Annotated in this window: 21 protein-coding genes and 2 pseudogenes; 12 read left to right on the top strand and 11 right to left on the bottom strand. The window is 73.1% G+C overall.

Annotation, left to right across the window (positions count from 1 at the left end; translation table 11 throughout):
- Positions 1–143: 143 nt before the first annotated feature.
- From AC1DWH_RS07025 to AC1DWH_RS07015, 3 genes and pseudogenes are all read left to right on the top strand, one after another.
- Complete coding sequence (locus AC1DWH_RS07025; protein WP_456846375.1) at positions 144–626, top strand: CarD family transcriptional regulator; 483 nt, start codon at positions 144–146, stop codon at positions 624–626.
- A 13-nt stretch (positions 627–639) separates the two neighbouring features.
- The gene (gene ispD, locus AC1DWH_RS07020) at positions 640–1,386 is read left to right on the top strand and encodes a 2-C-methyl-D-erythritol 4-phosphate cytidylyltransferase (protein ID WP_477093057.1); all 747 of its coding nucleotides are present in this window, start codon (positions 640–642) and stop codon (positions 1,384–1,386) included.
- Positions 1,296–1,802: pseudogene (locus AC1DWH_RS07015) on the top strand (2-C-methyl-D-erythritol 2,4-cyclodiphosphate synthase); the annotation flags it as partial. The gene ispD and the pseudogene AC1DWH_RS07015, both read left to right, overlap by 91 nt.
- Here the strand turns inward: AC1DWH_RS07015 and AC1DWH_RS07010 are convergent.
- Entirely contained in the window at positions 1,724–2,752 is a 1,029-nt protein-coding gene (locus AC1DWH_RS07010; RefSeq protein WP_477093056.1) for an EamA family transporter, read from the bottom strand. The pseudogene AC1DWH_RS07015 and the gene AC1DWH_RS07010 sit on opposite strands and share 79 nt — an antisense overlap.
- 73 nt (positions 2,753–2,825) lie before the next feature.
- Here AC1DWH_RS07010 and AC1DWH_RS07005 point away from each other — a divergent pair, with 73 nt between their 5' ends.
- Both AC1DWH_RS07005 and AC1DWH_RS07000 read left to right on the top strand, forming a co-directional pair.
- Complete coding sequence (locus AC1DWH_RS07005; RefSeq protein ID WP_477093055.1) at positions 2,826–3,719, top strand: LysR family transcriptional regulator; 894 nt, start codon at positions 2,826–2,828, stop codon at positions 3,717–3,719.
- Between the two features lie 81 nt (positions 3,720–3,800).
- Positions 3,801–4,016, top strand: a complete 216-nt coding sequence (locus AC1DWH_RS07000; RefSeq protein ID WP_477093054.1) for a hypothetical protein — start codon at positions 3,801–3,803, stop codon at positions 4,014–4,016.
- 6 nt (positions 4,017–4,022) lie between these two features.
- On the opposite strand, the gene AC1DWH_RS06995 is transcribed toward AC1DWH_RS07000, so the two are convergent.
- From AC1DWH_RS06995 to AC1DWH_RS06975, 5 genes are all read right to left on the bottom strand, one after another.
- Entirely contained in the window at positions 4,023–4,973 is a 951-nt protein-coding gene (locus tag AC1DWH_RS06995) for an NADP-dependent oxidoreductase (protein ID WP_477093053.1), read from the bottom strand.
- A gap of 81 nt (positions 4,974–5,054) precedes the next feature.
- The gene (locus tag AC1DWH_RS06990; RefSeq protein ID WP_477093052.1) at positions 5,055–6,956 is read right to left on the bottom strand and encodes a glycoside hydrolase family 127 protein; all 1,902 of its coding nucleotides are present in this window, start codon (positions 6,954–6,956) and stop codon (positions 5,055–5,057) included.
- Positions 6,953–7,852, bottom strand: coding sequence for a carbohydrate ABC transporter permease (locus AC1DWH_RS06985; RefSeq protein WP_456844644.1), 900 nt, complete (start codon positions 7,850–7,852; stop codon positions 6,953–6,955). Before AC1DWH_RS06985 ends, AC1DWH_RS06990 begins: the two co-directional genes overlap by 4 nt.
- 10 nt (positions 7,853–7,862) lie before the next feature.
- Complete coding sequence (locus AC1DWH_RS06980) at positions 7,863–8,765, bottom strand: carbohydrate ABC transporter permease (protein WP_477093051.1); 903 nt, start codon at positions 8,763–8,765, stop codon at positions 7,863–7,865.
- Between the two features lie 85 nt (positions 8,766–8,850).
- Complete coding sequence (locus AC1DWH_RS06975) at positions 8,851–10,173, bottom strand: ABC transporter substrate-binding protein (protein ID WP_477093050.1); 1,323 nt, start codon at positions 10,171–10,173, stop codon at positions 8,851–8,853.
- A 314-nt stretch (positions 10,174–10,487) separates the two neighbouring features.
- Here AC1DWH_RS06975 and AC1DWH_RS06970 point away from each other — a divergent pair, with 314 nt between their 5' ends.
- A complete protein-coding gene (locus AC1DWH_RS06970; RefSeq protein WP_477093049.1) occupies positions 10,488–11,510 on the top strand; it encodes a LacI family DNA-binding transcriptional regulator in 1,023 nt (340 codons plus the stop codon).
- A gap of 37 nt (positions 11,511–11,547) precedes the next feature.
- Here AC1DWH_RS06970 and AC1DWH_RS06965 read toward each other — a convergent pair whose 3' ends face one another.
- Positions 11,548–12,900, bottom strand: a complete 1,353-nt coding sequence (locus tag AC1DWH_RS06965; protein ID WP_477093048.1) for a D-arabinono-1,4-lactone oxidase — start codon at positions 12,898–12,900, stop codon at positions 11,548–11,550.
- Between the two features lie 159 nt (positions 12,901–13,059).
- On the opposite strand from AC1DWH_RS06965, the gene AC1DWH_RS06960 reads away from it, so the two are divergent.
- From AC1DWH_RS06960 to rlmB, 6 genes and pseudogenes are all read left to right on the top strand, one after another.
- Positions 13,060–13,707, top strand: coding sequence for a TetR/AcrR family transcriptional regulator (locus AC1DWH_RS06960; RefSeq protein ID WP_477093047.1), 648 nt, complete (start codon positions 13,060–13,062; stop codon positions 13,705–13,707).
- A pseudogene (locus AC1DWH_RS06955) lies at positions 13,692–14,027 on the top strand (hypothetical protein); the annotation flags it as partial. The gene AC1DWH_RS06960 and the pseudogene AC1DWH_RS06955, both read left to right, overlap by 16 nt.
- Positions 14,028–14,054: 27 nt before the next feature.
- Positions 14,055–14,936 (top strand): MFS transporter, encoded by an 882-nt coding sequence (locus AC1DWH_RS06950; RefSeq protein ID WP_477093222.1) that lies wholly within the window; start codon positions 14,055–14,057, stop codon positions 14,934–14,936.
- Entirely contained in the window at positions 14,933–16,117 is a 1,185-nt protein-coding gene (locus AC1DWH_RS06945; protein ID WP_477093046.1) for an alanine racemase, read from the top strand. The genes AC1DWH_RS06950 and AC1DWH_RS06945 overlap by 4 nt, the downstream gene beginning before the upstream one ends.
- Before the next feature lie 327 nt (positions 16,118–16,444).
- Positions 16,445–17,878, top strand: coding sequence for a cysteine--tRNA ligase (gene cysS, locus AC1DWH_RS06940; protein WP_477093045.1), 1,434 nt, complete (start codon positions 16,445–16,447; stop codon positions 17,876–17,878).
- Between the two features lie 149 nt (positions 17,879–18,027).
- A complete protein-coding gene (gene rlmB, locus AC1DWH_RS06935) occupies positions 18,028–19,035 on the top strand; it encodes a 23S rRNA (guanosine(2251)-2'-O)-methyltransferase RlmB (protein WP_456844653.1) in 1,008 nt (335 codons plus the stop codon).
- A gap of 9 nt (positions 19,036–19,044) precedes the next feature.
- On the opposite strand, the gene AC1DWH_RS06930 is transcribed toward rlmB, so the two are convergent.
- The 4 genes from AC1DWH_RS06930 to AC1DWH_RS06915 form a co-directional block, all read right to left on the bottom strand.
- Complete coding sequence (locus AC1DWH_RS06930) at positions 19,045–20,346, bottom strand: DUF4032 domain-containing protein (protein WP_456844654.1); 1,302 nt, start codon at positions 20,344–20,346, stop codon at positions 19,045–19,047.
- A gap of 100 nt (positions 20,347–20,446) precedes the next feature.
- Positions 20,447–21,574, bottom strand: coding sequence for an ABC transporter ATP-binding protein (locus tag AC1DWH_RS06925; protein WP_456844655.1), 1,128 nt, complete (start codon positions 21,572–21,574; stop codon positions 20,447–20,449).
- A gap of 168 nt (positions 21,575–21,742) precedes the next feature.
- A complete protein-coding gene (locus tag AC1DWH_RS06920; RefSeq protein ID WP_477093044.1) occupies positions 21,743–23,245 on the bottom strand; it encodes an outer membrane protein assembly factor BamB family protein in 1,503 nt (500 codons plus the stop codon).
- 2 nt (positions 23,246–23,247) lie between these two features.
- Positions 23,248–24,858, bottom strand: a complete 1,611-nt coding sequence (locus AC1DWH_RS06915; protein WP_477093043.1) for a hypothetical protein — start codon at positions 24,856–24,858, stop codon at positions 23,248–23,250.
- Between the last annotated feature and the right edge of the window lie 13 nt (positions 24,859–24,871).

Below are 24,871 nucleotides of genomic sequence, written 5' to 3'. Positions count from 1 at the left end.
CGTAGCCCGGACGGGAGGGTCCGACCTCCGTGGTGCCCGTGCGGCGAGGTAGCCCGTTGACCTGCGCGGATGGCCGTATTCGCGCGGCAAAGGGGGAAAATGGGCGTGATAAGATACCCCTCTGCGAAAGGGGACACCTGCAGATGACTTTCACTGTTGGGGAGACCGTTGTCTACCCGCACCACGGTGCGGCATTGATCGAAGAGATCAAGACCAGGACCATCCGCGGAGAGGACAAGCTCTACCTCAAGCTCAAGGTCGCTCAGGGAGATCTCACCATCGAGGTCCCGGCTGAGAACGTCGATCTGGTGGGCGTGCGTGACGTCGTGGGGCAGGAGGGTCTCGACCGCGTGTTCGAGGTCCTGCGGGCGCCCTACACCGAAGAGCCGACCAACTGGTCGCGCCGCTACAAGGCGAACCTCGAGAAGCTCGCGTCGGGCGACGTCATCAAGGTGGCCGAGGTCGTCCGCGACCTCTCCCGCCGGGACGCCGACCGCGGCCTGTCTGCGGGCGAGAAGCGCATGCTCGCCAAGGCCCGCCAGATCCTCGTCTCGGAGCTCGCACTTGCCGAGCACACCGAGGAGGACAAGGCCGAGGCGATCCTCGACGAGGTCCTCGCGTCCTGACGCCACCGCACAGGTGAGCGTCGCTGCAGTCCTGACTGCCGCCGGGAGCGGCAGCAGGCTCGGTCATTCCCTGCCGAAGGCACTGGTGCCTCTGGAAGGTCAGTCGCTCGTCGCGCACGCCGCCCGCAACCTGCTGGCGGCGCGCGCGGCGGGCGACGAACGTGTCCGGGTGCTCGTCGTGACCGCGCCCGCCTTCCACCTCGACGCGATCGAGCGGGAGCTGGCGGGGCTTGCCGACGAGGTGACGCTGCTGGTCGTGGCCGGCGGAGCGACCCGGCAGGCCTCGGTCGCGGCCGGGCTCGACGCCCTCGAGAGCGACCCGCGGGCCGCCGACGTCGACGTGGTGCTCGTGCACGACGCGGCCCGGCCGCTGGCCCCGCCGTCGCTGGTCGCCCGCGTGGTCGATGCCGTGCGCGACGGCCACCCCGCCGTGGTCCCGGGGCTCCCGGTCACGGACACCATCAAGCGGGTCGCCCCGCACCGGGGCGTGGCGGTCGAGCCCGTGCTCGAGACGGTCCCGCGCGCCGAGCTCCGCGCCATCCAGACGCCCCAGGGCTTCGCGCGCGACCTGCTGCTGCGTGCGCACGCCCAGGGGGCCGCGCACGCGCACGACGAGGCCCTCGCTGCCTCCGACGACGCCGGCCTGGTCGAGCTGCTGGGCGAGCAGGTGTGGGTCGTCACCGGCGACGAGCGGGCCGCCAAGATCACCACCGCGCGAGATCTCGCGATCGCCGCCCTGCCGACGGAGGCCGACGCGTGACCGGACTGCCCCGCACGGGGATCGGCGTCGACGTGCACGCGTACGACCCCGAGCCCGCGCCCGACGCCGTGCTGCACCTGGCCGGGCTCGCGTGGCCCGGCGAGCGGCCGCTCGAGGGCCACTCGGACGCCGACGTCGCCGCGCACGCCGCGGCGGACGCGCTGCTGTCGGCGGCGGGCCTGGGTGACCTGGGGTCGAACTTCGGCACGTCCGAGCCGCAGTGGGCCGGCGCGGCGGGGGCCTCGCTGCTGGCCGAGGCCGCGAGGCGGGTCCGCGAGGCCGGGTTCGTCATCGGCAACGTGGCGGTCCAGGTGATCGGCAACCGGCCCAAGGTCGGTCAGCGGCGCGCGGAGGCCGAGGCGGCGCTCTCGGCGGCCGTGGGGGCACCCGTGAGCGTCTCGGCGACCACGACCGACGGCCTCGGGCTCACCGGTCGCGGCGAGGGCGTCGCGGCGATCGCGACGGCGCTGGTCGTCGCCGGCTGACGCCTCCGCGTGCTGCCCAGCAGCACGCCGGCGACCACCAGGGCGCCCCACGCCAGCTCGGTCGGCGACGTCCGCTCCCGCAGCAGCAGCCACGACGCGGCGATGCCGACGACGGGCACCAGCATCGAGAACGGGGCCACGGTGCTCGACGGGTGCCGGCCCATGAGGGTGGTCCACAGGCCGGAGCCCACCAGGGTCGCGACGACGACCGTGAACAGCAGCCCGCCGATCGCGAGCAGCCCCTGCGTGCTGCCGAGGTCCCGGAACGACGCCGTGATCCTGTCCGGCCCTTCGAGGGCGAGGGACAGCGCCAGCATGGGCAGCGGCGGCACCACCGACATCCACAGCATCAGCCGGAACGGCTCGCCGGGCTGCGCCTGCACCGCGCGCCGGTTGCCCAGGTTGCCGACGGCCCAGCCGAGCCCGCCGGCGAGCGTGAGCAGCACCGGGACGAGCGTCGCGCCGCCCGCGAGCCCCGCCCGGTGCGCGGCGATCCCGCCGAGCCCGGCGACGGCGAGCAGGATCCCGGCGCCCTGCCGCGCGGTGATGCGTTCCCGCAGGAACACCCCGGCCAGGACCACGGTGAACGGTGCCGACGACTGCAGGACCAGCGACGCGAGCCCCGTCGGCATCCCCGACGACATCGCAAGGTAGAGGAACACGAACTGCAGCACGCCGAACCCGAGGCCGTACAGGACGATCCAGCGCCAGGGTGCCGTGGGCCGGGGGACCAGCAGCAGGGTCGGGATCGCGATGAGCGCGAACCGCAGCGCCACCAGGAAGAACGGCGGGAACTGCTGCAGCGAGAGGTGGATCGCCGGGAAGTTGAGGCCCCAGCAGACCGCGACGAGGGCGGCGAGCAGGCGGTCGCGGGTGGGCATGCCTCCGAGCATGCGGTCGGCTCACCGTGCAGCACCAGCGAAAGATTATGACACGACGATGTAGCGTCGCTGCATGGATCCTCGAGCGCTCGAGACTCTGCGGACCGTGGGCACGCAGGGTGGTGTCACGGCCGCGGCCGCGGTGCTGCACCTGACCCCGTCCGCGGTGTCCCAGCAGGTCGCGGTGCTGCAGCGCGAGGTCGGCGTGCCGCTCACCGAGCGGGTGGGCCGCGGGCTGCGGCTCACGCCGGCGGGGGAGGCGTTGGCGGCCGCGGCGGTCGACGTCGCCGTCGCGCTCGAGCGGGCGCGGGCCGCGTGCGACGAGTTCCTCGCCCGGCCGCAGGGCGTGGTGCGGGTGTCGGCGTTCCAGAGCGGCGCCCAGCTGCTGCTGCCGGCGCTGCTCACGCGGGTGGCCGCGATCGACGGGATCACGCTGGAGTGCAGCGACGAGGACGTCGCCCAGGACGACTTCGTCGCGCTGACCGACCGGATGGACGTGGTGATCGCGCACCGGCCCGACGGCGGGGCCGGCTGGGCGGGCGGCGACGCCGTCCGGGTGGTGCCCCTGCTGCGCGAGCCGCTCGACGTCGCCGTCCCCCTCGACCACCCGCTGGCCGACCGTGACCACGTGCGCCCGGAGGACCTGCGGGACCTGCCGTGGATCGCCGTGCGGGAGGGCTTCCCCGTGGCGACGGTGCTGGGCGCGGTGGCCGGCAACCCGCGGATCGTGCACCGCGTCAACGACTTCCACGTGGTCGAGGCGCTGGTCGCGGCCGGGCACGGGGTCTCGCTGCTGCCCCGCTACACATTCGGCGGCGGAGCGCACGTGCGGCTCGTGCCGCTGGCCGGGGTGCGTGCCGGGCGCCGGATCGACGCGCTGCTGCGGCGCGACCGGGCCGAGCGGCTGGTGGTCCGGCGGGTGCTCGACGAGCTGCGGGACCTGGCGGCCGAGATCGGCACGGCCTGATCCCGGCGTGTGCGGGCAGGTCGGCGGCGCGTCCGAAATCTGGGCTGGCGTCCGGTTGGGCGGCCGGGTACCGTCCCGGGCGTGACACAGTCGTCGGAGGCCAAGACCGAGAGGCTCCCCGCGGTGGGAGCGCTCACGAACCCCCATCTGCCCCACCGGGAGAACGGGGTCCAGGCCGTCCGCGTTCGCGTCCGCGTGCCGCTCGAGGTGCTCGAGGCCACGAGCGCCGGGCTGCGCGACCTCGACGACCAGCAGCGCCGCGAGATCACCGAGACGCCGCCGCCGCTGCCGTTCTGAGGACGCCTAGGGCACGAGCACGATCTTGCCCGACAGGTGTCCGGCCTGGCCGACGCGGTGGGCCTCGGCGACCTCCGACAGGGGGAAGGTCCGCGCCACCCGCACGTCCAGGGAGCCGTCGGAGGCCAGCTCGGCCAGCTGCGCCCGGGCCGCCTCCCGGATCGCCGTCCCGGGGTCCGCGCCCGGGCCGCCGCCGAGGGCCTTGATGCCCAGCTGGCCGGCCCGCCGGAAGCCCGCGATCGTCGCGATCCGGCCGCGGTCCTCGACCAGCGCGACCGACGTGTCCAGGGCCTCGTCCGTACCGACCGTGTCGATGGCGACCGTGACGGGCCCGGTGCTGCGCTCGGCCTCGTGGATCCGGTCGAGGAGACCCTCGCCGTAGGCCACCGGCGTCGCGCCCAGGTCCTCCAGGTCGGCGTGCCCGGCGGGCGAGGCGGTGGCGATCACGCGGGCGCCGCGCAGGACGGCGAGCTGGACGACCATGCGGCCGACGCCGCCCGAGCCGCCGTTGACCAGCACCACGTCCCCGTCGTGGGTCGCCGTGGCGGCCAGGGTGTGCACGGCGGTCGTCCCCGCCAGCAGCAGTCCGGAGGCCGCCGGCCAGTCGAGGTTGGACGGCCGGCGGACGGTCACCTGCTCCGAGACCACGATGCGGTCCGCGTAGCCGCCGGAGACGCGCCAGGCGATGACCTCGTCGCCGGGGGAGAGCCAGCGCACCGACGGTCCGACGGCGACGACGACACCGGACACCTCGTAGCCCAGCCGGAGGGGAAGCTTGGCCGGGTCGGCGCCGTACAGGCCGGCGTACCCCTTCCAGTCGGTGGGGTTGACGCCCGCCGCCCGCACCTCGACCAGGACGTTGCCCGGCCCGGGTTCACCCGGATCGGCGTCGATGAGGCGAAGGACTTCGGGCCCGCCGTACGCGGTGGCGACGACGGCTCTGCTGGTGAGGGCCACCGGCACACTCTGCACCTGTCGCCCGGTGCAGGGCCAGAGCGGCACCGGGCGACGCAGTGGTATCACCCCTGCGGGTGACCGTCAGGCGACCGGGATCCACACCCGCATCGTCGACGGGCCGCGGTTGGCCCACTGGTGGTACGGGATGAGGGTGACGTCCGCCGACCACCCGTCCGCGGTGCCGGCGGGGGAGCCGTACGGCCACGGCTGGTCGTCGAACGCGCCGCCGACGAGCGTCGCGTGCACCTGCCCGTCGACCTCCCGCACGCCCGCGGCGAGGTCGAGGCGGAGGGTGCCGACGTCGGTCCCGCCGACGTCGACCGACTCGACGCACAGCACCTCGGGTCCCCGCTCGACGACGACGCACCCGCGGACGGCGTCGATGCGGGGGTCGGCCACCGAGACGCGCGGCTCCACCGGCAGGTGCAGCTCGACCGCGTCACCGGCGGCGAACCGGCGGTGCACCGAGACCGTCCCGGCCGGCGCCGGCTGCTCCCCGTCGGGCGTCCGCAGCGTCGCGCCCTGCGCCCACGCCGGCACCCGCAGGGTCAGCGTCCAGGGCCGCTCCTCGGTGGCCGCCACGGTCACCCGGACCACCCCGTCGCGCGGGTAGGCGGTGTCGACGTCCAGCTCGACGCGGCGCCCGTCGGGCAGCGCCGTGCGGATGCGGGCCGGGGCGTACTGGTGCAGCTGGAGGCCGTCGTCGTCCGTGGTGGCGACGTAGGCGGCGAGGCTGGCCAGCGTCCGGGCGACGTTGGGCGGGCAGCACGACACCGCGAACCACGGCGCCCGCAGCGACGACGAGGCCCGGGGGCTGGCGACGTCGTCCGGCGGGACGGTGCCCGGGCGGCGCTGGTGCAGCGTGTTGGTGTAGTAGAACGCCGTCCCCTTCGCCGACGGCGACGTGGCCACGACGTTGTAGAGCGTGCGCTCGACCAGGTCGGCGTACCGCGGCAGCCCCTGGGCCAGCAGCAGGCGCCAGGAGAACATCACCGAGCCGATGCTCGCGCACGTCTCCGAGTAGGCGCGGTCCGGCGGCAGCTCGAAGTCGTCGCCGAACGACTCCCCCTCGTGGTGGGACCCCTGGCCGCCGGTGACGTAGGTGCGCCGGGCGACCGTGTTCTCCCACTGGGTGGTCAGCGCGTCGAGCAGGTCCTCGTCGTCGGTCTCCACCGCGACGTCGACCGCGCCCGCGGCCAGGTAGTTGGCCCGCACGGCGTGCCCGCGCAGGACTGTCGCCTCCCGCACCGGCACGTCGTCCTGGTAGTAGGCGCGGCCGAGCTCGATGTCCGGCAGGGTCCCCGTGCCGCGGCGCTCGACGAACAGCGCGGCCTGGTCCACGTACGCCCGCTCTCCGGTGAGCCGGCCCAGCTCGGCGAGCGCCGGCTCGATCTCGGCGTGCCCGCAGACCGACGCGATGCCGTCGGGTCCGAACGTGGCGACCACGTGATCGGCCGCGCGGCGGGCGACGGTCAGCAGCCGGTCGTCGTCGGGACGCGTGCGGGCCCGGGCCACGGCAGCCTGGAACAGGTGGCCGAAGCAGTACAGCTCGTGCCCCCACTCGAGGTCGGAGTACCGGGGGCGCTGACCCGGCCGCCCGAACGTGGTGTTCAGGTAGCCGTCGGGCTCCTGCGCCGCCGCGACCCGCGCGACCAGCGCGACGAAGCGGGCGTCCAGGTCCTCGTCGCCGGTGCGGCCGATCTCCCAGGCCATGGCCTCGAGCAGCTTGTAGACCTCGGAGTCGGAGAACTCCCGGCCCTCGCGGCCGCCCGCCAGCGTGCCCGAGGCGGCGGCGTCGAAGTTGCCGATCCACCCCTCGCGCTCCATCCAGTGCTCGATGTGCGCCAGGCTCGCGTCGCCGTTGACCGCCTGCCGGTCGGCCCAGAAGCCCCCGGTGATCCGGACCTCGTCGAGACCGAGGGGACGCAGGGCGCCGCGGGTGGGTGCGACCGGCGTCGCTCGTGTCGTCGTCATGGTCGTCATCCCTTGAGCGCGCCCGACATGAAGCCGCGCACGTAGTGTCGTTGGAGCAGGAGGAACAGCACGATGCAGGGCACGGCGAGCACGACCACGCCGGCCTCGGTGGCGCCGTAGTCGACGACGCCCTGGACCTGGACGCGCAGGTTGGCCACCGCGAGCGGGAGCGTCAGCTTGTTCGAGTCGTTGATGAGGATCAGCGGCGCGAAGAAGTCGTTCCACGCGGCCAGGAAGGCGAACAGGCCTACCGTGATCAGGCCCGGTCGGACCGCCGGCAGCAGCACCCGCCACAGGGCGGAGAACGTCGAGCAGCCGTCGACCATGGCCGCCTCGTCCAGCTCGCGCGGCACGGACTCGAACGAGATCCGCATCATGAACGTGGAGAACGGCAGCTGGAACATGGTGAGCACCAGCGCGACGCCGACCAGCGAGTTCTGCAGCCCGATGCTGTTGAGCAGCACGTACAGCGGGATCAGCAGGGTCGCGTACGGGACCATGAGGATGGCCAGCGTCAGCAGGAACAGGGCGTTGCGGCCGGGGAACCGGAACCGCGCGAACGCGTAGCCGCCCAGCGTCGAGATGAGCAGGGTGAGCACGACGCACAGCCCGGAGACGAACACCGAGTTGGCGAGGTACTGCCAGATGCCCGCCTGGTAGTGCGCGAGCGTCACGTAGTTGCCGAAGCCCCAGCCGTCGACCTGTCCGGTCCCGGGGTGCGGGGAGACCGACGAGAACGCGGTCCAGACCAGGGGGAACAGGAACACGACGGCGATGGCGCCGGAGAACACCCAGAACGGCGTGCGCAGGGCCAGCCCCGCGATCGTCGTCGGCGGAGCGGTCCTCGTGACGGGCTCGAGCGGTAGCTCGGCGTCGGGGTGGTTGCGAACTCCTGCGATGGTCATCGTCGGCCCCTCAGCTCTCGTCCGAGCCGCGGAACGCGCGCAGCTGGACGACGTTGATGACCACGAGCGCGGCCAGCACGATGACCGAGAGCGCCGCGGCGACGCCGAGGTCGTTCTGGCCCTGGAACGCCACCGAGTAGATGAGCTGGACCACCGTGATGGTGCTGTTGTCCGGACCGCCCTTGGTGAGGATGTAGAACTGCTCGAACGCCAGCAGCGAGCCGGTGACGCACAGGATCGTGGTGAGGGCCAGCGTCGGCTTCAGCAGCGGGATCGTGATCTGCGTGAACGTGTGCCGACGGTTGGCGCCGTCCATCCGCGCCGCCTCGTAGATCTCGCTGGGGATCGCCTGCAGGCCCACCAGCATCAGCAGCATGTAGAAGCCGGCGTACCGCCAGACGATGAGGAACAGGGTCGACGCCAGCGCCGCGTTGGGCGTGCCGAGGAAGCTCCACCCCATGCGCTCCATGAAGGGCGCGAGCGGGCCGGCCAGCGGCGAGTACAGGACGTAGAACAGCAGCGACGCCGACGCCAGGCCCAGGGCGCTCGGTACCAGGAACGAGGTGCGCAGGAAGCCCTTCCAGCGGGTCGACTCCTGCACCAGCAGCGCGAGGCCGAGGCCCAGGGCGATGAGCAGGACGGTCGCCAGGACCGTGTACTTCAGCGTGAACAGCACCGAGTCGACGAAGAACCGGTTCTGCACGGCGTTCACGTAGTTGTCGGGGAAGTTGATCCCCTGGTCGCCCGACAGCAGCGGCCACTTCGAGGCGCTCATCCGGAAGACGAGGACGAGCGGGACGAGGAAGAGGACGGCGACGAACAGGGCCGTCGGCGACGCGTACGCCCAGCCGCGCAGGGTGTGGCTGCGGCGGGGCTTGCGCAGGGGTGGGGAGGTGGCCGTCTGTGCGGTCATCGGTGGTGCCTCTCGTGCGGGTGCGGTTCGTCGGACGACGAGGTGGGGTGCCGCCGTGCCCTGCGGCACCCCACCGTCAACGGTCCTACTGCTGCTGCGACAGCACCGACGTGATCTCGTCGTTGTCCGTGTCGACCGAGCTGCCGTCACCGAGCACCGCGTTGCGCACCAGCGTGAGCCAGGGGCTGTTCGGCGCGTTGAAGGCCTGCTGGAAGTTCAGCGAGACCGGGGTGTCGCCCTTGCCCGCGACCTCGTTGATCGTGATGAGGCGGGGGTCCTTCGAGGAGTACTCGTTGTCCGCCAGGTCGCTGCGCGAGACGACGTCGTTGTCCTTGGCCAGCACCTGCACCTGGGCGTCCTCGGACATCATCCACGAGAGGAAGTTCCACGCCTGGGCGGCGTTCTTGGAGTCCTTGGAGACGCCGATGCCGTCACCGCCGACGAACGTGGACGCGCCGCCCTTCGGCCCCGGGATGCCGGCCACGCCGACGTCGAAGCCCGTGGTCGACGACAGCAGGGTGGCCGGGTAGAACATCTGGCCGACCTTGCCCTCGGTGAAGCCCGCGGTCCACGTCGGACCGGCCTCGTCCTTGGAGGACGGGAGCACGGCGCCCGAGTCCCACATGTCCTTCCAGTCCGTGTAGATCTCCTTGGCCGTGTCGCTGTTGAGCAGCGACTCCGTGCCGTCGGCGTTCATGACCTGCTCGCCGTCGGCCCAGACCGACGGGAACCACGTGAACACGAGGCAGCCGCCGCAGTTGAGGCCGGTCGCCGTGCCGTAGGTGTCCGGCTTGTTGAGGGCCTGGATCGCCTTGGCGTTCGCGACGTACTCGGTCATGTTGGCCGGCGGGGTCTCGGGGTCGAGCCCGGCCTCCTTGTAGAGGTCCTTGTTCCAGAACAGCATCGACAGGTCCAGCACGAACGGCAGCACGTGCTCCTTGCCGTCCTGCGTGCCGGCCGTGAGGTGGCCCTTGTTGATCGCGTCCTTGTACGGCAGGGCGTCGATCTGGGCGGTCAGGTCCTGGAACAGGCCCTGCTTGACCCAGTTGGGCACGTAGACGATGTCCGCGGCGAACAGGTCGGGCAGCCCGTCCGAGCCGGCCGCGGCGCCCACCTTGGCCACGTAGTCGTCGTTGGGCACGACCGTGAGCTCGACCTGGTTCTTGTGCGACTCGTTGTACGCCGCGACCAGCAGCTTGGCCTGCTTCTCCAGCGGTGCGCGGGTCCACAGGGTCAGGCTCGTGCCGTCGTCGGTGCCGTCCGTGCCGGCCGTGACGTCCGCCGTGGCGCCGCCGCTGCTGGTGTCGTCCTTCGCGCTGGTGCATGCCGCGAGGCCGACCAGCAGGCCGGCCGTCACGACCCCGGCGGCCAGGCGGGTGCCTGCCGACCGGGTGCGGGTGATCCTCATGGGGCTCTCCTCGTGCTCTTCGTCGAGCGGGTGCCGTCGTCGGCACCCCAGGGGTCATGGGGCGAAACCCTTATCGGTCCGTCGACATCGGGTGGGCCTGACAGTCGAGCTCGCACCGACCACGCAGCGCCGTGAACTGCACGCCCGTGTCCCGGCCAGCGAACAGACTGATTCCCGAAACTCGCCGAAAAGGTTTTCTGAAGATAGTTCGGGAACTGGTGGCGCGTCAACGGGGTGGGGCGGTTACAGTTCGATCACGAACCGGAACGAGCACGCACGGCGACGCCGCCGTCAGCACACCTGGAGGTCGGCCCGTGGCACGCACCGAGCCCGCCCGCCCGGTGACGCTCTCCGACGTCGCCCGGCTCGCCGGCGTCTCCGTGGCCACGGCGTCGAAGGCCCTCAACGGTCGTGACCAGGTCAAGGATTCCACCCGCCAGCGCGTCGTCGAGGCCGCGGACCGGCTCTCCTTCAGCCCGAACCCCCTCGCCCGCGGGCTGCTGGCCGGACGGACCGGCACGGTGGGACTGCTCACCAGCGACCTCGAGGGCCGGTTCGTCATCCCGATCCTCATGGGCGCGGAGGACGCGTTCGGGGCCGGACAGGTCAACGTGTTCCTCTGCGACGCGCGCGGCGACACCATCCGCGAGCAGTACCACCTGCGTGCCCTGCTGAGCCGCCGCGTCGACGGGCTCATCGTCGTGGGCCGGCAGACCGACCCGCGCCCGTCCCTCGGGCACGACATCCCGGTGCCGGTGGTCTACGCCTACGCCCCGTCCGACGACGCCGCCGACCTGTCGATCACCCCCGACAACGTCAGCGCCGGCCGGATCGCCGTCGAGCACCTGGTCGCGACCGGACGGACCCGGATCGCGCACATCACCGGCGAGCACGCCTACGCGGCGGCCCGCGACCGGGCGGCCGGTGTCGTCACCGCCCTGCACGCGGCCGGCCTCGAGCTGGTGGGCGACGTCATGTACAGCGAGTGGTCCGAGCGGTGGGGGCGCGACGCCGCCGCGATGCTGCTGGCCCGGCACCCCGACGTCGACGCCGTGCTGTGCGGGTCGGACCAGATCGCCCGCGGAGCGCTGGACACCGCCCGGGACCTCGGCCGGTCCGTGCCCGGTGACCTGGCCGTCATGGGGTTCGACAACTGGGAGGTGCTGACCACCAACGCCCGGCCCGAGCTGACCAGCATCGACGCCAACCTGCAGCAACTGGGTCGCACCGCCGCGCAGCGCGTGTTCGCCGCCCTCGACGGCGTCGACATCGGCTCCGGGACCGAGTACGTGGGCGGGCGGCTGGTGATCCGCGGATCGACCGTGGCGCGGCGGTAGGCAGCGCTACGCCCCTGGTTGTCTACCCGCGCGAGGCTTACGCCGCGCGGCGCTCCCCGCTGCCCAGCAGCCGGTCGAGGTACGGGTTGCTGAACACGCCGTCGGGGTCGGCGGCCGCGCGCACGCGCTGGGCGTCGGCGAACCGGGGGTACAGCGCCCCCAGCTGCTCGGCCTCGAGCCAGTGCATCTTGCCCCAGTGGGGACGACCGCCCACCTGCGCGACGATCCGCTCGACAGCGGTGAAGTACCGCGCGTAGGGCAGGCGCACGTACTGGTGCACGGCGACGTACGCGGTGTCTCGGCCGTGCGCCGTCGACAGCCAGAGGTCGTCGGCGGCGGCGAAGCGCACCTCGACCGGGAAGGGCACGCGCTCGCCGGTGGACTCGATCCACGAGTCGATCTCCTGCAGGACGCGCACCAGCTCGTGGCGCGGGACGGCGTACTCCATCTCGCGGAACTTCACCCGGCGCGGGGAGACGAAGACGTCGGCCGAGGGGGCGGTGTAGCGCCGCGAGCTGAGCACCCGGGCGGCGAGACCGTTGATCGAGGGGGTGGTCGCGGGCATCAGGGTGGCGACGCCGTTGGTGAGCGAGAAGACCGCGTTGGACAGCAGCTCGTCGTCCACCCAGCCGCGGACCGGGTTGAGCGGCCGGACGACGTCGTCGGCCACCCGGTTGTTGCGCTTGGTCAGCGCGCGACGCGTGTGCGGGAACCAGTAGAACTCGAAGTGGTCGTTGCCCTCGACGAGCCCGTCGGGGCCGTCGAGCTGCTCGAGCACGGCGTCCAGGGCCCAGGGCTCCTCGCGGGCCTCGAGGCGGTAGGCCGGGACGACCTCGAGCGTCACGGCGGCGAGCACGCCGACGCTGCCGAGGCCCAGCCGTGCCAGCTCGAACAGCTCGGGCTGCTGGGTGGCGGACGTCTCGATGACCTGGCCCGATGCGGTCACCAGGCGCACGCCGACCACCTGCGTGGCCAGCCCGCCGAGGCCGGCGCCGGTGCCGTGCGTGCCGGTCGAGATCGCGCCCGCGATGGACTGCTTGTCGATGTCGCCGAGGTTGCGCATGGCCAGACCGTGGTCGGCCAGGAGCGCGTTGAGGGCGCCGAGCCGGATCCCGGCCCCGACCGTGACGTGCGTGGTGCCGTCCGGCTGGGGCGCGACACGCTCGAGTGCGTCGAGCGAGTCGAGGCGCAGGTGCACCCCGTCGGTGACGGCCACGGGGGTGAAACTGTGACCGCCGCCCACGGCTCGGACTCGCAGTCCGTCGGCCGCTCCCTTTCGTACTGTTGCGACCAGTTCGTCCAGGTCACGAGGGTGCAGCACACGCTGCGGCGTCGCGCTCGCGGTGCGTGCCCAGTTCTGCCAGGCGCCGGTGGCCGGCAGTCGTCCCATAGGACGAAGGGTCGTACTGGTCGATTGTCCAAGTCAAGTGCGCCAGGTCCTTGACTATCGTGACTAGGGATATTGAACTGTGCACTGGGGGAGGCGTCGGCCTCACTCACCGGTGGTCGCTCGGCCGGTGGGGCCGTCGCACGAGGGAGGGGACCCTTCATGAACCGCTTGCCTGTGGCCGAGAGGCGAGAGCAGCTGATCGAGGCTGCGCTCGCCGTCGCGAGCCGTGACGGCATCGACGCTGCCACCGTGCGCGCCGTCGCCGCCGAGGCGGGGGTGTCGCTGGGGGTCGTGCACTACTGCTTCCAGGACAAGGACGAGCTGCTGCGCGCGATGGCGCACGCCATCACGTCGGCCAACCTCGAGCGCAGCCTCGGCGACCTCCCGCAGGAGCTGGCCGACCCCAAGAGCGTCATCGAGGCCGTCATCGACGCGCTCTGGTCCGGCATCAAGGGGTCCCGCGGCCCGCAGCTGCTCAGCTACGAGCTGACCACGTCGTCGCTGCGGCACCCGGAGCTCAACCAGGTCGCGATCGAGCAGTACCGGGGCCAGTGGGCCGCCGCGGAGCAGGTCCTCGAGCTCGTCGAGCGCGCTGCGCACGTGGGCTGGAGCGTCCCCCGCGCCACGCTGGCCCGGACCGTCGTCGCCGTGGTCGACGGCTTCTCGCTCGCGTGGCTGGTCGATGGCGACAGCGAGACGGCTCGCGAGGGCCTGCAGGGCTTCGGCCGGTTCCTCCAGACGGTCGCGGTCCCGTCCGAGGTCGGGTCCGTCGACGTGCTCGAGCCCGCACCGACGACCACCTCGTGAGCGACGCCCTGCCCACGCCGGTCGTCGCCCGGCGCGCCCGGCTCGCCGTGTCGCTGGGGTTCGCCGCGCAGGGCTTCGTCTTCGCGATGATCCTGACCAGCCTGGACTCGTTCAAGGACCGCTACGGAATCGACGACCTGACCATCTCGGCCGTCATCCTCGGCGTCTGCCTCATGGCCGGCCTGGGCACGGTCGTCGCCGACCGGGTCGCTCGCACGCCCGGCGGCAGCCGCGCGGTCCTCGGCGCGGGCCTCGTGGTGGTGTCCGCGGCCGTCGTCGTCGTCGCCGTCGCCCCCACGTTCGCGATCCTGGCCTGCGGCTTCGCCCTGTACGGCGTGGGTCTCGGCATGGTCGACGCGGGGACGAACATGCAGGCCGTGGCCATCCAGGGCGTCTACGGGAAGTCGCTGCTCACGGGGTTCTACGCCTCGTGGTCGGCCGGCGGGATCGTCGGCACGCTGCTGATCGCCGTCTCCACCGGGCGCATCTCCACCGACCCGGTCGCGTTCACGCTGCTGCTGGGCACCGTCGTCGCCGCCGTGGTCGCGGTCGTGGTGGGCCGGCTCGCATGGCGCGAGGCCGTCGCGCCCGCCGGCGCCGCCCCGACGCCCGCCGAGCCGCGCATCGACGTCGTCAAGCCGGTGATCCCCTGGGGGCCGCTGCTGCTCCTCGGGCTCGGCGTCGTCGCTTACTACGTCAACGACCAGGCGGTCTCCACCTGGAGCCCGATCTTCATGCACGAGGTGCTCGACACCACGGGCACGATCACCAAGCTCGGGTACGCGGCCTACCTGGCGATGACGCTGGTCTCGCGCCTCGCCGGGGACCCGTGCGTCCGGCGCTGGGGCCGCGCGCCCGTGGTCCGGGTCGCCTCGCTGGTCGGCGCCGCCGGACTGCTCCTCGTCATCACCAGCCAGGCGGCCGGGCAGGCCGTCCTCGGGTTCGCCGTCGCCGGCGCGGGCCTGGGTCTGATCGCCCCGCTCTGCTTCTCGTCCGCCGGTGAGCTGGCGCCCGGGCACGCGGACGCGGTGGTCGCGCGGCTGAACGGCTTCAACTACGTGGGTGCTGTCCTCGGCGGTGTGTTCGTCGGGGTCATCGGCAGCCAGTCCAACCTCCGCTGGGGCTTCGCGGTGCCTGCCGTCCTGGTGATCGCCGTCGCGGTGTTCGCGGGTCGATTCGGCGTCGTGAAGCGCGACGAGGCCCCCCTGACCGCTGGAGCAGATGCATGACCCGCACCCTCGGCGATCGCCTCGACGAGGCGACGCACGACCTTCCCGCGCCCCTCGCCGTCGTCGACCTCGACGCGCTCGACGCCAACGCCGCCGACCTGGTACGCCGGGCGGGCGGGACCCCCATCCGCGTCGCCAGCAAGTCCGTGCGGGTCCGGCACGTGCTCGACCGCGTGCTCGCGCTGCCGGGGTTCGCCGGAGTCATGGGGTACTCGCTGCGCGAGGCGATCTGGCTGGTCGGGCAGGGTGTCGACGACGTCCTGCTGGGCTACCCGACGGTCGACACGGGCGCCCTCGACGCGCTGGCCGCCGACCCCGCCGCCGCGGCCGCGATCACGCTCATGGTCGACGACGTGGCCCAGGTCGAGCTGGCCTCCCGCGCCGCGCAGGCCCACGGCGCCACCCTGCGGCTGTGCCTCGACGTCGACGCCTCGCTCAAGGTGCGCTTCGGCCCGATCGCCGCCCATCTGGGGGTCCGCCGCTCGCCCGTGCACTCCGCCGCCGACGCGGGCGCGCTGGCCGCCGCGATCGCCGGGCGCCCCGGGGTCGACGTGGTCGGCGTCATGTTCTACGAGGCCCAGGTGGCCGGCCTGCCCGACTCGTCGCCCGCGGTCCGCGCCGTCAAGCGCCTGTCGATCGCGGACCTGGCCACCCGCCGAGCCGCCGTCGTCGCCGCCGTCGAGGCCGCCGCCGGCCACCCCTTGACGCTGGTGAACTCCGGCGGCTCCGGGTCCGTGGCCTCCAGCGCCGCCGACCCCGTCGTCACCGAGGTCACCGCCGGCTCGGGCCTGTTCGTGCCCACGCTCTTCGACGCCTACCGCTCGTTCACCCCGCGGCCTGCCGCGTTCTTCGGGCTCGACGTCGTGCGGATCCCCGCGCCGGGGTTCGCCACGGCGTTCGGCGGCGGCTACATCGCCTCCGGCCCGGCCACCAAGTCCCGCCAGCCGCGACCCGTGTGGCCCGCCGGGCTGGCCCTGACCAGCCGCGAGGGCGCCGGCGAGGTGCAGACGCCGATGCGCCTGTCCGGGGCCGCCGATCTGCGCGTCGGCGACCGCGTGTGGTTCCGGCACGCCAAGTCGGGCGAGGTCATGGAGCGGTTCGAGCAGGTCCACCTGGTCCGCGGCACGTCCATCGAGACCACGGTCCCGACCTACCGCGGCGAGCAGAAGACCTTCGGCTGACCTAGAAGGCAACGTCCGAGCAACTACGGGCTGGAGCCCCTACCTGCTCGGACGTTGCGGCAGGTCGATCGCCAGCGTCCGCGCAACTACGGGTTGGGGCCCTTACCTCCTCGGACGTTGCGGCGTTGGATCGCTTCCGGCGGACGTCCGCGCTCGTGCGGGGTGGGAGCCCATCGAGTGCGGACGTTGCGAGCCGGGGAGGGCGGACGTCCGCGCTCCGGCGGGTCAGGGGCCGATCGAGTGCGGACGTCGGGGCCTCACACGCGCCGGCGCAGGGGCTCGGGGCGTGTGAAAGGCGGGAGGGCGGCGCGCCGGTAACCTTGGCGCGTGACCCTGCGCCTCTTCGACACCGCGACCCGGACGGTGCGTGACTTCGTCCCGCTCGTGCCCGGAGAGGTCGGCATCTACCTGTGCGGCGCCACGGTGCAGGCACCGCCGCACATCGGGCACCTGCGGTCGGCCATCGCGTTCGACGTGCTGGTCCGCTGGCTGCGCCGCACGGGGCACCGCGTGACCCTGGTCCGCAACGTCACGGACATCGACGACAAGATCCTGGCCAAGGCCGCCGACGCCGGCGAGCAGTGGTGGGCCTGGGCGACGACGAACGAGCGCGCCTTCACGGACGCGTACGACGCCCTCGGCGTCCTGCCGCCCAGCCACGAGCCGCGGGCCACCGGCCACGTGCCGGCGATGATCGAGCTGATGGACCGCCTGGTCGAGACCGGCCACGCATACACGACCGGGTCCGGCGACGTCTGGTTCGACGTCCGCAGCTACGCCGAGTACGGCGCGCTGACCAACCAGCGGGTCGAGGACATGGTCCCGGCGCCCGACGGCACGGTCGACGACACGGCCAAGCGCGACCCGCGGGACTTCGCGCTCTGGAAGGCCGCCAAGCCGGGGGAGCCGGCGACGGCGGCGTGGGACACCCCGTTCGGTCGCGGCCGGCCGGGCTGGCACCTCGAGTGCTCGGCGATGGCACAGCGCTACCTGGGCGACACGTTCGACATCCACGGCGGCGGCCTCGACCTGCGCTTCCCGCACCACGAGAACGAGCAGGCCCAGTCGCGCGCGGCGGGCTACGGGTTCGCCCGCTACTGGCTGCACAACGGCTGGGTCACGCAGGGCGGCGCCAAGATGAGCAAGTCGCTCGGCAACGGGCTGCTGGTCACGGTCGTGCTGGCCAAGGAGCGGGCGTCGGTGCTGCGCTACGCCATGACGGCCGTGCAGTACAGCTCGATGCTCGAGTGGACCGACGACACCCTGCGCGAGGCCGAGGCCACGTGGGACCGGCTGGCCGGCTTCGTCGAGCGCGCCGCAGAGAAGGTGGGGGTGGCCGACGACGCGGAGGTGGCGACGGTCGCCCTGCCCGCCGAGTTCGTCACCGCGATGGACGACGACCTCAACGTCCCGGCCGCGCTCGCCGTGGTGCACGAGCACCTGCGGACCGGCAACTCCGCCCTCGCGCGCGGCGACCTCGCCGAGGCACGCGAGGCGATGGTGGTGCTGCGGGCCATGCTCGACGTGCTCGGGCTCGACCCGGGCGGTCCGCAGTGGCGGGCGCACGGCGGCGACGCCCGGTACGCGCGTGCGCTCGAGGCCGTCGTCGCCGGCGAGCTGGAGGCCCGCGCCCAGGCCCGGGCGGCACGCGACTTCGCCACGTCCGACGCGATCCGGGACCGCCTCGCGGCGGCCGGCGTCGTCGTCGAGGACTCACCGACGGGTGCGCGGTGGTCGCTGGCCGCCCGCACGGAGGACTGATCCGGAGTGCAGCGGGGGTGGGTGTCGCGGAGCAGCACCCGCCCGCAGCGGAGCGCAGGAACGGTCCGACAACTGAAGACCACGACGAGCAGGAGGGCTGAGCCCCGCGCAGGCGGGCGGCTCAGCCCCACACGAATGGAGAACTGAACATGGCCGGAAACTCAGAGCGTCGCGGGGCCGTCCGCAAGGGCAGCTCGAAGAAGGTCGCCAGCGCGGGCACCGGCGGCAAGAACCGCCGCTCGCTCGAGGGCCGGGGCCCGACGCCGAAGGCGGAGGACCGCGAGTACCACCCGGCGCACAAGGCGAAGATCGCCGCCGAGCGCCGGGCCGTCGCCGGCACGCGCGGGACGTCCGGGCGCCAGCAGGCGTCCGCGAGCCGCAGCGCCGCCGGGTCCAAGGGAGGCCGCAAGAGCTCGACGCACGAGATCGTCTCGGGCCGCAACAGCGTCGTCGAGGCGCTGCGCGCGGGCATCCCCGTGTCGACGGTGTACATCGCCTCGCGGCTCGAGGGCGACGACCGCACGCGCGAGATCATCTCCGCCGCGGGCAACTCGAACTACCCGCTGCTCGAGGTCAGCCGCGCCGAGCTCGACCGCCTCACCGACGGTTCCGTGCACCAGGGCGTCGCCATCCAGGTGCCCCCGTACGCGTACGCGGACGACGACGACCTCCTGGACGCGGCCGCCGAGTCGGACCGCCCGGCGCTCATCGTCGCGCTCGACGGCGTGACGGACCCCCGCAACCTCGGTGCCGTGCTGCGGTCGGCCGGGGCGTTCGGCGCGCACGGCGTGCTGGTGCCCGAGCGGCGCGCGGCAGGCGTGACGGCCTCGGCGTGGAAGGTGTCCGCCGGCGCCGCGGCGCGGGTCCCGGTCGCGCGCGTGACCAACCTCGTGCGCACGCTGCAGGGGCTCAAGGCGGCCGGCGTGTTCGTCGTCGGTCTCGACGGCGGCGGCGACGTGCAGATCACCGACCTGCCCTACGCGACGGACCCGCTGGTGCTCGTGGTCGGGTCCGAGGGCAAGGGGCTGTCGCGGCTGGTCCGCGAGCAGTGCGACGCGATCGCGTCGATCCCGATCGCGTCGGCCGTCGAGTCGCTGAACGCCGGCGTCGCCGCGGGCATCGCGCTGTTCGAGGTGGCCCGCCAGCGCGCGGTGTGAGACGTCGGCTCAGCCGATGAGCTCGTCGTCGTCGATCTGGTCCGGGCGGACGCGCGGGATCATGTCGGTGTCCGGGATCTCGCCCGCCTGCACGCCCAGCACCGCCTGCTCGTCGGGCCGCGAGGGCAGGATCGTCTTCACGTAGCTCTTGGCGGTCTGCTTCATCGGCACGTCGTGGCCCGCCTGCTCGGACAGGAACCAGCGGTGGTCGAGCAGCTCGTGATAGATCTGCGCCGGCTCGAGCTTGCCGCGCAGGTCACGCGGGACGGCGCGGACGGCGGGCTCGAAGATCTCGGTGAGCCAGTCGTGCGCGACGAACGACTCGTCGTCCCGCTGGCGGTCGGTGGCCGCGCGGTACTCGTCGAGGTCGTTGAGGAGCCGGCGGGCCTGGTTCTCCTGCACGTCGAGGCCGGTGAGCCGCATGAGCCGGCGCGAGTGGTGCCCGGCGTCGACGACCTTCGGCTGGATGCGCACGCTGGTGCCGTCGACGTCGGTGGTGATGTCGAGCTCGCCCACGTCGAAGCCCAGGTCGTTGAGCCGGTCGATGCGGGCCTGCACGCGCCAGCGGTCCCCGAACGTGAACGACTCGGACTCGGTCAGGGCCCGCCACAGCTCCCCGTACCGCTCGGCCAGGGCGTCCCCGATGGCCACGGCGTCGACGTCCTCCTCGAGGAACTCCCCGGCCTGCAGGTCCATGAGCTCGCCGATGATGTTCACGCGCGCGACCTCGAGGTCGTAGCCGCGCTGCCCGTCGCTCAGCTTGTCGTGCAGGTCGCCCGTCTCGGCGTCGACCAGGTACGCGGCGAACGTCTCGGCGTCCCGGCGGAACAGGGTGTTGGACAGCGACACGTCGCCCCAGTAGAAGCCGGCCAGGTGCAGCCGGACCAGCAGGACGGCCAGCGCGTCGATGAGCCGGGTGGCGGTGTCGGGGCGCAGCGCCTGGCTGAACAGCGCACGGTACGGGAGCGAGAACTGCAGGTGCTGCGTGATCAGCACGGCCTCAAGCGGCTCTCCGTCGGGATCGCGGCGCCCGGTGATGACGCCGACGGGCTCGACGGACGGGACGTCGAGGCGGCGCAGCTGGCGCAGCAGCTCGTACTCCCGGTAGGCCACGGTCTCGCCGATCTCCTTCACGGCGATGACCCGGCCAGACATCTTGGCGAACCGCACGATGTGCCGGGAGATGCCGCGGGGGAGGGCGGCGAGGGTCTCGGCCGGCCAGTCCTCGAGCGGGACGTCCCACGGCAGGTCGAGGAGCGCGGGGTCGGGGGAGGCCGCGGTGATCTGGAGGCGCTGCGGCGTCGGGCTCATGGGCTCGATCCTCTCAGAGAACCCCGACAGGTCCCGGTCGGAAAACCACAGGGCGGCGTCGGCCGGAGCCGACGCCGCCCTGTGGAGGGACGTGCTGAGGTCAGACGGCCATGCGCTCGCCCGAGCCCGCGTGGAAGAGGTGCGTCTCGCCCTCGCGGAGGCGGATGAAGATCGTCTCGCCCTTGCCGGGCACCTGACGCGGGTCGACGCGCACGATGACCTGGGCGTCGCCGGCACCGGAGTGCACGGCGTCCGCGCGGCCGAACTCGTTGGTGAGCGAGCCGTAGACGAACGCGTCGGAGCCGAGCTCCTCGACGATGTTGACGATGATCGGGATGCCGTCCGGCGTGCCCTCGGGCACGACGTCGACCGACTCGGGACGGAAGCCGACCGTGATGTGGTTGCGGTCGTCCTCGGTGAACTGCCCGATGACGGAACGCGGCACGGCGACGCGGGCGCGGCCGAGGTTCGCGGTGCCGTCGAGCACCGGGAAGGTGCCGATGTTCATGGCCGGCGAGCCGATGAAGCCGGCGACGAAGACGTTGGCCGGGGTGTCGTACATGTCGCGCGGCGTGCCGACCTGCTGCAGGAGGCCGTCCTTGAGGACCGCGATGCGGTCACCCATGGTCAGGGCCTCGGTCTGGTCGTGCGTGACGTAGACGGTGGTGACACCGAGACGACGCTGCAGCGACGCGATCTGCGTACGGGTCTGGACGCGGAGCTTGGCGTCGAGGTTCGACAGCGGCTCGTCCATGAGGAACACCTGGGGCGAACGCACGATGGCACGGCCCATGGCGACGCGCTGACGCTGGCCACCCGAGAGGGCCTTCGGCTTGCGGTCGAGGTACTGGGAGAGGTCGAGGATCTTGGCAGCCTCCTCGACGCGCTGGCGGATCTCCGCCTTCGGCGTGCCGGCGATCTTGAGCGCGAAGCCCATGTTGTCGGCGACCGTCATGTGCGGGTACAGCGCGTAGTTCTGGAACACCATCGCGATGTCCCGGTCCTTCGGCTGGACGTCGGTGACGTCGCGGTCGCCGATAAGGATGCGGCCCGCGTTGACGTCCTCGAGCCCCGCGAGCATGCGGAGCGAGGTGGACTTACCGCAACCGGAGGGGCCGACGAGGACGAGGAACTCGCCGTCCTCGATGTGCAGGTCGAGCGCGTCGACCGCGGGGCGCTCGGTGCCCGGGTAGACCCGGGAGGCCTTGTCGAAAGTGACCGTTGCCATGGCTGATCAATCCCTTCACCGGCAGGTACGTGCCGGACGATCCGTAGTGAAGAGTGTCAAGAGTGTCCTCGATGACACGGACTCTGGAAGAGGGAATCCCCCGTCGCCCGCGGTCATCATGCCATACCGGGGCGGACCGTCCACACTGCGGAGTGACGTTGCCCACGTTCAGCCGACGACCACGCCCGACCCGTCGAGGAACCGGACCAGCAGCCGGCCGGCGTACTCGGTGACCTGGTCGACCCCGCCGGGATCGCGGGCCAGGAGGCGCGCGACGTCCGCGGCGCGGGCCGGCCGGCCGTCGGCGAGGTCGAGCCCCCGCAGCGTGTGGTTGGCGGTGACGACGATGACCAGGGTGCCGTCCGTGCCCAGGTAGACGGGCGGGGAGCCGATGCTCGCGTGCCACCGGACGGCGCCGGTCTCCGCGTCCTGGGCGAGCACCTCGAGACCCCGGGCGACGTAGACGACGCCGTCCACCAGCAGGGGGTCGCCGGCCGTGCCCTCCGTGCGCCAGAGCTCCTCGCCGCTCGTCGCGTCGCGGGCGACGATCGTGCTGCCGCCCCGGCCTCGCCGGCCGTCCCGGTCGTCGGACAGCAGGACGACGTCCGGCGCCGTGCCGTCGTCCACGGCGAGCAGGGCGGGCGACTCGCCGACCGCCACGCGCGTGCCGTCGCGGGTCACCAGGACGGCGGCGGGGACGGCGAAGTTCTGCCACGGCGACCAGACCAGGGAGTCGGCGCGGGCGAGCTCGGCCCAGCCGTCGGTCGCCACGGTGAGGTCGCCGCGCGGCGTGCCGTCGGTGGCGAACAGCCACGCGTGGCCGCTGTCGGTGAGCAGCACGCGGGTGTCGTCGCTGGTCAGCTCGGCCGCCGACCGGATGACGTTGTCTCCGACGCGGACCTCGTGCAGCGCGGGCACCACCGGCGTCGTCCGGCGCCACGCCACGGAGCCCGTGGTGGGGTCGGCCGCGGTCACGGTCCAGCGCACGCCCCCGCCGTCGTCGGTGCGGGGCTTGGCGACGACCAGGTGCGAGTCCGCGACGGACCACAGCGAGCCCGGCTCGAGCGTCGGCGTCGCCAGAACCGTGCCGCGGGTCGGGTCCAGCACCAGCAGCGGCGTCGGGGCGCCCCCGTCCGCCGTCGGCGAGACCTCGGCGGCGCAGACCGCGCGGGGCGCGTCGGCCGTCGTCGACAGCGCGGAGCAGCGGACCCAGACCGAGGGGAACTCGGAGCGACCCACCGGCGGGAGCGCGGAGTCCAGCGAGAACGGGACCGACCACAGCACCGCCCCCGTGTCCGGGTCGGTGCCGCGCAGGTCGACGCCGCCGGAGTGGTAGCGGGCGCCGATGGCCCACTGCGCCGTGGCGTCGCCCGCGAGCAACGTTCCCGCGCCGGCACCCCACTCCCAGAGCTCGGCGGGCGGGTCGTGCAGCGGGCTCAGCACCCCGGGGACGTCCGCCAGGTACGCCAGGCGTTCGCGCTCGTGGGTGTCCACCGCGGACTGCGCGCTGACCAGTGCCAGTGCCAGCAGGGCGACGGTGCCGGTCACCGCCAGAGCGTGCCTGCGCAACCAGACGGGCAGGGGAGAGGAGGCCGCCGGGCCGTCGAGGAGCCCGGCATCGTCCAGCTCCTCGAGCTCGACCGGTGCGAGGTGCCCGGGGTGCAGGCTCATGGTCAGCCCAGGACGGCGACGCCGCCGTCGTCCATCCACACGTAGAGCCGGGGGTCGTGCCAGCCAGCCTGGAAGCCCTGCACGAAGACGGTCGACCGGTCCCCGGCCACCTCCTTCGCCAGGTCCTTGTGCCAGGCGAGCGAGCCGTCCCGCATGGAGTAGGCGTCGAGAGTGACGTTCAGGCCCGGGACCAGCAGGTAGCGGCCGTCCGTCGAGACCTGCTGGACGACGTGGTCGAGCGGGGTGCGCCACAGGGTGTGCCCGGTGGTGGCGTCGACCGCGAGGAGCGCCTCGTTCGTCGCGACGTAGAGGGTCCCGTCGAGCAGCACGCCGGTGTTGACCGAGCCCTGCAGGTGCCAGAGCTGCGCGCCCGTGCGGGCCGACCGGCCGCTCAGCCCCAGGGCGTTCCCCGGGCCCGAGCCGACCGTGAACACGACGTCCGGGGCGGAGCCGTCGTCGACCGCGAGCCAGCCGACCGTCTCGTCGATCGGGACCTGTGTGCCGTCCGCCAGGATCAGGTTGCCCTGGTACTGCTCCGCCGAGCTCCAGGTGTTCTGCACGAAGACGCCGGAGCGCGCCGGACCTATCCAGGCGCCCTCCGGCAGCGGGACGTCGCGCAGGGCCTTCCCCGCGGCCGACAAGATCCACGCGTGCTGGTCGACCGCCAGCAGCAGCTGCCCGTCGACGGTCTCCAGGGTGGCCGACCCCGTGGCGTTGGCGGCCTGCGGCCCGTCCTCGCGTCCGAGCACGTCGACCGCGGGGCTGGTCCAGGTCCAGGCCTGCGTGCCGCTGACGATGTCGCTGGCCGTGACCGCCCACCGGACCGACGACGCGTCCGTCGGGGCGGGCGAGCCGTCGTCGGACACCCGGTCCGCCAGGACGACGTCGTGGTCGGTGAAGGTGATCCCGGTGGTGCCGGGCACCGAGCGCTGGGCCAGGAGCGAGCCGTCGGCGGGATCCAGCACGACGATCGTCGACTCGGGGACGCCGAGCGCCTCCACGGCGCCGTACTGCTGGGTGATGCACGCGGCGACCGGTGAGCCACCGTGCGCGACGGGCGTGCAGGACACCCAGACGGAGGGCGACGTCCCGACGGTCGGCCGCGGCGGGGTGAGCGTGTCTACCGGGGTCGTCCACGCGATCACGCCGGTGTCGGGGTCGAGGCCGACGATCGACAGCGCGCCGTCCGCGCTCTGCGTGCCGCCGACGAACGTGCCGTCGACCACGGAGCCGGACTGCAACGCGGCCGCGAGCCGGGGGTCGGCCCGCCAGAGCACGCCGATCGAGGAGTCCGCCGGCGGCACGACGCCGGGGATCGCGGCGAGCGCGGCCACGCGCGCGGCCTCCCGCTGGTCGGCCACCACCTGGGTGCCGACGAGCGCGACCACGGCGACGGCGGCGACGGGCACCAGCCACCGGGCGTGCCGGCGCAGCCACGTGCGGGCGGCGTCGACGCGCCGGTCGGCGTCGTCGCGCGGCGCGCCGTCGACGTCGTCGAGCTCGACGTCGACGTGGTCCGCGGGTCGCGTGAGCGACGGGCTCGGGGCCGGACGGGAGCGCGCGGGCTCGTCCGCAGCCTCGACGAGCTCGACCTCGTGCATCCGGCCGGGCATGAGGCGCACGCTA

It is taken from the genome of Cellulomonas sp. P2_F12, assembly GCF_056403775.1.
Note: the sequence above shows the minus strand (reverse complement) of the source record. Positions and strands in the feature narration are given on the sequence as shown.

Excerpts from the sequence above, each read along its gene's own strand:
- AC1DWH_RS07025 (WP_456846375.1), top strand. The coding sequence starts at position 144 with ATGACTTTCACTGTTGGGGAGACCGTTGTCTACCCGCACCACGGTGCG.
- AC1DWH_RS07010 (WP_477093056.1), bottom strand. The coding sequence starts at position 2,752 with ATGCCCACCCGCGACCGCCTGCTCGCCGCCCTCGTCGCGGTCTGCTGG.
- AC1DWH_RS07005 (WP_477093055.1), top strand. The coding sequence starts at position 2,826 with ATGGATCCTCGAGCGCTCGAGACTCTGCGGACCGTGGGCACGCAGGGT.
- AC1DWH_RS06990 (WP_477093052.1), bottom strand. The coding sequence starts at position 6,956 with ATGACGACCATGACGACGACACGAGCGACGCCGGTCGCACCCACCCGC.
- AC1DWH_RS06985 (WP_456844644.1), bottom strand. The coding sequence starts at position 7,852 with ATGACCATCGCAGGAGTTCGCAACCACCCCGACGCCGAGCTACCGCTC.
- AC1DWH_RS06980 (WP_477093051.1), bottom strand. The coding sequence starts at position 8,765 with ATGACCGCACAGACGGCCACCTCCCCACCCCTGCGCAAGCCCCGCCGC.
- AC1DWH_RS06975 (WP_477093050.1), bottom strand. The coding sequence starts at position 10,173 with ATGAGGATCACCCGCACCCGGTCGGCAGGCACCCGCCTGGCCGCCGGG.
- AC1DWH_RS06965 (WP_477093048.1), bottom strand. The coding sequence starts at position 12,900 with ATGGGACGACTGCCGGCCACCGGCGCCTGGCAGAACTGGGCACGCACC.
- AC1DWH_RS06960 (WP_477093047.1), top strand. The coding sequence starts at position 13,060 with ATGAACCGCTTGCCTGTGGCCGAGAGGCGAGAGCAGCTGATCGAGGCT.
- AC1DWH_RS06950 (WP_477093222.1), top strand. The coding sequence starts at position 14,055 with ATGGTCGACGCGGGGACGAACATGCAGGCCGTGGCCATCCAGGGCGTC.
- AC1DWH_RS06945 (WP_477093046.1), top strand. The coding sequence starts at position 14,933 with ATGACCCGCACCCTCGGCGATCGCCTCGACGAGGCGACGCACGACCTT.
- rlmB (WP_456844653.1), top strand. The coding sequence starts at position 18,028 with ATGGCCGGAAACTCAGAGCGTCGCGGGGCCGTCCGCAAGGGCAGCTCG.
- AC1DWH_RS06930 (WP_456844654.1), bottom strand. The coding sequence starts at position 20,346 with ATGAGCCCGACGCCGCAGCGCCTCCAGATCACCGCGGCCTCCCCCGAC.
- AC1DWH_RS06925 (WP_456844655.1), bottom strand. The coding sequence starts at position 21,574 with ATGGCAACGGTCACTTTCGACAAGGCCTCCCGGGTCTACCCGGGCACC.
- AC1DWH_RS06920 (WP_477093044.1), bottom strand. The coding sequence starts at position 23,245 with ATGAGCCTGCACCCCGGGCACCTCGCACCGGTCGAGCTCGAGGAGCTG.
- AC1DWH_RS06915 (WP_477093043.1), bottom strand. The coding sequence starts at position 24,858 with ATGCCCGGCCGGATGCACGAGGTCGAGCTCGTCGAGGCTGCGGACGAG.